This window comes from Microbispora rosea (genome assembly GCF_900156315.1).
Classification (GTDB): Bacteria; Actinomycetota; Actinomycetes; order Streptosporangiales; family Streptosporangiaceae; genus Microbispora; species Microbispora rosea.
In genome coordinates this window covers 1-5,136 of sequence record NZ_FTNI01000067.1, presented here as the reverse complement: position 1 = coordinate 5,136, position 5,136 = coordinate 1, and the positions used below count along the sequence as shown (strand labels likewise).

4 protein-coding genes are annotated in these 5,136 nt (G+C 69.3%); 2 read left to right on the top strand and 2 right to left on the bottom strand.

Features of this window, described 5'->3' with window-relative positions; translation table 11 throughout:
• A partial coding sequence (locus BXA11_RS40905; RefSeq protein ID WP_244303617.1) for a sugar phosphate isomerase/epimerase family protein occupies positions 1-225 on the top strand: 225 nt, incomplete at its 5' end.
• Positions 226-333: 108 nt separating this feature from the next.
• Positions 334-1,467 carry an inositol-3-phosphate synthase gene (locus BXA11_RS40900; RefSeq protein WP_076443321.1) on the top strand — a complete coding sequence of 378 codons (1,134 nt, stop codon included), beginning with the start codon at positions 334-336 and terminating at the stop codon, positions 1,465-1,467.
• A 79-nt stretch (positions 1,468-1,546) separates the two neighbouring features.
• On the opposite strand, the gene xynC is transcribed toward BXA11_RS40900, so the two are convergent.
• The gene (gene xynC, locus BXA11_RS40895) at positions 1,547-3,256 is read right to left on the bottom strand and encodes a glucuronoarabinoxylan endo-1,4-beta-xylanase XynC (protein ID WP_076443320.1); all 1,710 of its coding nucleotides are present in this window, start codon (positions 3,254-3,256) and stop codon (positions 1,547-1,549) included.
• Between the two features lie 245 nt (positions 3,257-3,501).
• Positions 3,502-4,965, bottom strand: a complete 1,464-nt coding sequence (locus BXA11_RS40890) for an endo-1,4-beta-xylanase (protein ID WP_076443319.1) — start codon at positions 4,963-4,965, stop codon at positions 3,502-3,504.
• Positions 4,966-5,136 lie beyond the last annotated feature (171 nt).

The window sequence follows — 5,136 nt, the reverse complement described above, 5'->3', positions numbered from 1 at the left end:
CGCCGCGGGTGGGACTTCGTGTCCACCGGGCGGGGCGATGTGCCGTGGGAGGAGTGCTTCCGGGCGCTCAACCACATCGGCTACGACGGCCCGATCTCCATCGAGTGGGAGGACGCGGGCATGGACCGGCTGCACGGCGCACCCGAGGCCCTCGCCTACATCCGCTCGCTGAACGCCATCACCCCACCGGACGCCGCCTTCGACGCCGCCTTCTCCTCCGAATGACCCCTACCGCCGGGTGGCGGCCACACGGTGGCCGCCACCCGGCGGAGCAGACCCACCCTCAGCACCACCCGCACCATCCCGGCTGACCTGGCCGGGGAGAGGAGACAGATGAGAACCGGAGTATGGCTGATCGGAGCACGAGGGTCGGTCGCCGTCACCAGCATGCTCGGGGCCTCTGCGGTGCGAGCGGGCATGGCCGAACCGATCGGATGCGTCCTGGAGTCGCCCGAGCTGCACAGCGACGCCCTCCCCGCCATAGGGGAGCTGGTCTTCGGCGGCCACGACATCTCCTCGGTCCCCCTGGTCAAGAAGGCCGCCGCGCTGGGCGAGGCGGGAATCGTCCCGGCTCGGCTCGCTGTGGCCGTGCAGGACGTCCTGCTCGAGATCGAGCAGGACGTGCGGCCCCTGCCGGACCACGGCACCCAAGCCGAGGTCGCGGACGCCATCGGCGCCGACCTGGACCGTTTCCGCCGGCGGCACGACCTGGACCACGTCGTCGTGATCAACGTCTCGACCACGGAACCCGCGCCGCCGCCACATCCCGCCCACGCCGATCTCGACGCGCTGCACGCCGCGCTGGACGGGCCGGAGCCCGTCCTGCCGCCCAGCGCCCTGGCCGCCTACGCCGCCCTGCGCGCCGGCTGCCCGTACGTCGACTTCACGCCGTCGACCGGCGCCCGCCTGCCCGCCCTCGACGCACTGGCCCGCGCACAGGGCCTTCCGTACGCGGGCCACGACGGCAAGACCGGGGAGACCCTGGTCAAGTCGGTGCTCGCCCCGATGTTCAGAATGCGCAACATGAAGGTGCGCGCCTGGTCCGGCACCAACCTGCTGGGCGGTGGCGACGGCGCGAACCTCGCCGAGCCGGCGGCCAACGCGGCCAAGTCCGCCAGCAAACAGCGCGTGCTGCGCGAGACGCTCGGTTACACCCCGCAGGGGGAGACCCGGATCGACTTCGTCGAGGACCTCGACGACTTCAAGACCGCGTGGGACCTGATCTCCTTCGAGGGCTTCCTCGGCACCCGCATGCGGATGGAGTTCACCTGGCACGGCTGCGACTCGGCGCTGGCCGCGCCGCTGGTCCTGGACCTCGCGCGGCTGACGGCCGCCGCCCACCGGGCGGGGCGCACGGGTCCGCTCACCGAACTGGCCTTCTTCTTCAAGGACCCCCTCGGAGAGGTGCCCCACGCGCTGTCCGAGCAGTGGCAGGTGCTGCGCGCCGCCGTGGAGGCGCTCGGATGACCCCGGCCGCCGCCCCGGACCTCCGCGTCCGGGGCGGCGGCCGAGTTCGCGTGCGAACCCACGCGTCCCGAGGGCCGGGTCAGGCCACGGTGCAGGGCACGCCGTTGAGGGTGAAGGCGGTCGGCTTGGCCGTGTTGCCGGTGTGGGTGGCCTGGAAACCGATGTCGACGGTGGCGCCCGGGGCGATCGTTCCGTTGTAGCTGACGTTGCGTGCGCTCACCTGGCCGCTGGAGGGCGAGTAGGTGGCGTTCCAGCCCGACGTGATGGACTGGCCGGAGGGCAGGGTGAAGCTCAGCGTCCAGCCGTCGATCGTCGAGGTTCCGGTGTTGGTGATGCTGACGGCGGCGGTGAAGCCGCCGTCCCAGGAGTTCATCGTGTAGGCGACCCGGGGCCCGGTCCCGGTGCCGCCGCTGGGTGAGGCGCTGGGCGACGGGCTGGGTGACGGCGTCGGCGACAGGACAGGCGACGGGGAGGGCGAGGAGCCGCCGCTCAGGCTGGTCACGAAGGTCGTCATGCTGCGCGCGGGAAGCGTGACGGTGAGGGACCCGTTCGACATGGTGGTCGCCGCCTGGGGGGCGACGTTCCTGCTCCCGTCGGTCAGCCAGGACGAGACGGAGGCCGAGCCGGCGTTCGCCACGGTGAACTGCTGGCTCACCCCGGAGGTCCCCTTGTTGATGGCGACGATGACGACGCTGTCACCGTTCCGGTACGCCGAGACGTAGACGTTCGACGCGGGGTTCGCCGTCGCGTCGATCCGCACGTACCCGGGGCGGACGAACCTGGCGAACTGCGCCATGATCGCGCCACGCTTGCTGAGCTGGCCGTCCTCCCGCATGGGGCCGTAGCTGCGCCGGATGTACCACCAGACGTACGCCTGGAACTCGGCCTCCACCATGGCGCGGTGCATGTGCTCGCCCACGTCGAGCGCCTGCGGCCAGGTGTCCGCCGAGTCGGTGCTGTTGGGGTAGTAGACCTCGGTCATCCAGAGGTCCTTGCCCGCGCCCTTCTGCTTGAAGAGCGGGTAGGGGAAGTTCGAGTACGACGTGCCGTAGAGGTGCGCCCCGATGATGTCCACGTTGGCGAGCGCCGTGGAGTCGTTGAGGATCGGGTCCGACATGCTCTTGACGTACTGGAAGGACTCGGGCGCGATGACCCGGGTGTTGATCGAGCCGGCGTTCTCCCGCAGGAATTTGACCATTTCGGTGGACGTCCACCACGTCCAGTCGTGGGCGTAATCGGGCTCGTTCTGCACGGATATCGCGTACAGGTTCACCCCGTTGTTCCGCATGTACGTGCTGAAAGAGTTCAGATGCTGGGCGTACGCGGCGTACTGGTCGTACCTGAGGCGTTTCGCGTTCGTCTGGCCGTTGCGGTTGAAGGTCTCGATCATGGCGGCCGGGGGATTCCACGGCGAGGCGAAGACGGTCACTCCGAGCTCGGCCGCGCGCTTCGCCGTCGCCAGGTCGCGGCCGAAGTCCGCCTGGCTCTCGCCGACGGGGATCCGCAGGATGGAGAACCCCAGCCTGCCCTCGCCGGTGCCGAACGCCGTCTCCCGCTGGGCGGCCGTCAGGTCGCCGATCCAGGCCGCATGGGCCATGCCGCCGAAGCCCCGGATGGTCTGCCGCTGCGCCGACGGATTGATGGTCGCGGTCGCCGCCGCGGCCTCCGTGGCCCCCAGGACCGACGTCGCGGCCGTGATGACCGGCAGCGCTCCCATCGTCGTCAGGACGGATCTCCGGCTCAGCAATCTCCGCTCGCCGCTCACGGGATCGTTCTGATCGTGCGTCATCTCTCTCCTCTTGGCTGTCGGCGCCGATCCGCGCCTTCGCGTACTGGTCGCTCACGGGTGAGCGGTCGCTCTGGGGCCGGAAAACCGCACACCGTTCGGGGCCGCCAGGACTTGATGCGTGGAGTCCGGCGACGGTGTCACGGGTGGGATGGTTCTACGAGCGGAACGACGTCAAGGCCGCGCCGGCGAGTCCAACGCCCCACGCCGGGGCGGCCACGTTGCGGCCGCCCCGGCGTGCGGTGGTGTCACACTCGATTCCACTTCTGGTTGTTCTGACCGTTGCACGTCCAGATCTGCACCTTGGTGCCGTTGGCGGTGCCGTTGCCGGACACGTCCAGGCACTTGTTAGCACCGACCGCGGTGATGGTGCCGTCGGAGTTGAACCGCCACTTCTGGTTGTTCTGCCCGTTGCAGTCCCAGATGATCACGCTGGTGCCGTCGGCGGTGCCGCCGCCGTTCACGTCCAGGCACTTGTTGCCGTAGACCCGCAGCTCACTGGCACTTGTCTGCGTCCACTGCTGGTTGCTCTGCCCGTTGCAGTCCCAGATCTCCACCTGGGCGCCGTTGGCCTGGGAGGCTTCGGTGACGTCCAGGCACCGGCCCGATCCCACGCCCTTGATGGCGGTCCCGTTTCCGGTGGGCGGGGGAGAACTGGAGGTCCCGCCGTTGAGGGCGTCGAGGACGGCGGTGTAGGCCTGCTTCTTGTTGAAGTTGCCGTCGAACAGCAGCGGGGTGTCGCCGCTGCGCCAGGACCACTTGTCGGTGATGCCCCACACCGTGATGCCGGTGCAGCGGGACACGGCCATGCAGGCCTGGGTGACGCGACGGTAGGCGTCGGCCTGGGTGGACCCGGAGCCGCCGACGTCGAGCTCGGTGATCTGGACGTCGACGCCGAGGGCGGCGAACTGGGCGATGTTCTGCTGGTAGTTGGACGGCGGGTTGCCGAAGTGGGACTGCAGTCCGACGCAGTCGATGGGCACGCCGCGGGCCTTGAAGTCCTTGACCATGTTGTAGACGCCGCGGGTCTTGTTCGCGTTGGCGTCGTCGATGTTGTAGTCGTTGTAGCACAGCTTGACGTTGGGGTCGGCGGCGCGTGCGGCGCGGAACGCCTCCTCGATGAAGCCGTTGCCCAGTTTCTGCGTGAAGATCGAGCTCCGCAGGCTGCCGACGGAGCCGCCGTCGGCGAAGGCCTCGTTGACCACGTCCCAGGCGTAGACCTTGCCCTTGTAGTGGTTCATGACCTGGGTGATGTGGTTGGTCATCGCCGAGCGCAGGTCGCTGGCCGACATGTTGGTGTTGATCCAGCTGGGCAGCTGGGCGTGCCAGACCAGGGTGTGGCCGCGGACCTTCATGCCCTTGCTCACGGCGTGGTTGACGATCTGGTCGGCCGAACCCCAGTTGAAGGAGTTGCGAGAGGGCTCGATCGGGCCCCATTTCATCTCGTTCTCCGCGGTGACCGAGTTGAACTCCCGGTCCCAGGTGGCCACGTAGGTCGAGTCGTTCAGGTGCCCGGCCGCGATCGCGGTGCCGAAGTAGCGGCCGCTCTGGGCGGCGGCCGCGCCCAGGGTGCCGGCGGCCGCACCGGCCGGGAGGGATGTCGAAAGTGCGGTCACGGTGCCGAGTACGCCGAGGGCGCCGGCGATCAGCAGCCGGCGGGTGCCGGCGTGCCTTCGCCGTCCTCCGTCGGCAGGTGGGGAAATTTCGCCCATGCCTGAGCCTCCACTGCGGAATCGATGAGGGAACGCGGACAGACGCCGCGGGAACACCACGCGATCGGTCGTCGCGTCGGAACTGCGGCCCCTGCCGTGCACCACCGACCCCGGCAGGAGGAGCCGCCTCGGGGAGTCAGTCTGGAAATCATCCGGAAATGTGTCAAGGGC

Coding starts and splice junctions, on each gene's coding strand:
- xynC (WP_076443320.1), bottom strand. CDS start 3,256: ATGACGCACGATCAGAACGATCCCGTGAGCGGCGAGCGGAGATTGCTG.
- BXA11_RS40890 (WP_076443319.1), bottom strand. CDS start 4,965: ATGGGCGAAATTTCCCCACCTGCCGACGGAGGACGGCGAAGGCACGCC.
- BXA11_RS40900 (WP_076443321.1), top strand. CDS start 334: ATGAGAACCGGAGTATGGCTGATCGGAGCACGAGGGTCGGTCGCCGTC.